Raw genomic sequence first — 1,116 nt, 5'->3', positions numbered from 1 at the left:
ATGAGTCTTACGGTTTGAAGTTTGAATTCCTTGTCGTACTTTTTCGTCATTTCGGACACCTCGATTATGAATGCTTTTATTGTCGCACTCTCGGTTCTCCGTGTCCAATTTAAAGTCTAGCATCAAAATGTCAGACGAAAATTCGCCAATAAGTAGGTTGCTACCATTACCTATTACATTTATTTTTAATTTATTTGTTTTGGCAAAGCGTAATAATTCTTTCACTTCATCTAGGGTATTAGCTGTAGCAAAACACCTTAAATCCGGACCAATATGAATAGTAGTCATTTTTTTTAATGAGGTGTGTATTATTTTAATATTCATAATTATCCCCTGCCATTAGTGAGTTCTTTCGCGAGTCTTGGTAGATCTGTCTGGAATAAATAAGCTCGCTCATAAACGAAACGCAGCTATAAAGTGAAAACCAACGTTGTTTTTAAAACGAAATCGGATATTTTTACTTAATTAGCTCTATCATGAGAAGAGGAGAGGTTATGATGTTATTTCCTATAAATACTGCAACCCGAAGTGTCATCGATTTAAGCGGGATATGGAACTTTAAACTGGACAAGGGTACGGGGTTTCAAGAAGAATGGTTTCGTTCCAAATTAACGGATACCATTCCGATGGCTGTGCCTGCTTCCTATAACGATATTGGTGTGGCGCAAGAAATTCATGATCATGTCGGCTGGGTTTGGTATGAGAAGGAAATCAGCGTTCCTGCGGTTTTAAGAAGCGAACGAATAGTTCTTCGTTTTGGCTCTGCAACCCATTTGGCCAAAGTCTATTTAAACGGCATATTTGTTTTGGAGCATAAAGGCGGATTCTTACCTTTTGAATTGGTAGTAGGCGACCACATTGAAAATGACAAACTGCGGATAACGGTTGCCGTGAACAATATTTTGGATGATTCTACCTTGCCGGTAGGAATTTATCAAGAAGAGGAATATGAAGGGCTTGGAAAAGTAGTTCGAAATGTTCCGAACTTTGGGGACTGTCAAATATTTTGTGTAAACTCTATTAATCAATGATATAAGGGGTGACGCGCTCCTCGAAATGAATGGATAGTTGGAGGATGATTTGCCCCCAGCCTTGAATACGCCCCGTCCATTTCTT

2 protein-coding genes are annotated in these 1,116 nt (G+C 38.8%); one reads left to right on the top strand and one right to left on the bottom strand.

Going from position 1 to position 1,116, the window contains the following annotated elements:
- Positions 1-324: FAD-binding protein (locus ACFPXP_RS08060; protein WP_379893723.1), on the bottom strand; the 324-nt coding region annotated here is incomplete at its 3' end.
- Positions 325-494: 170 nt separating this feature from the next.
- On the opposite strand from ACFPXP_RS08060, the gene ACFPXP_RS08055 reads away from it, so the two are divergent.
- On the top strand, positions 495-1,031 hold the full coding sequence (locus ACFPXP_RS08055; protein ID WP_379893722.1) for a sugar-binding domain-containing protein: 537 nt from the start codon (positions 495-497) through the stop codon (positions 1,029-1,031).
- Positions 1,032-1,116 lie beyond the last annotated feature (85 nt).

It is taken from the genome of Marinicrinis lubricantis (genome assembly GCF_042658665.1).
GTDB classification, from domain to species: Bacteria; Bacillota; Bacilli; order Paenibacillales; family KCTC-33676; genus Marinicrinis; species Marinicrinis lubricantis.
This window is presented reverse-complemented; position numbering and strand designations above follow the sequence as displayed.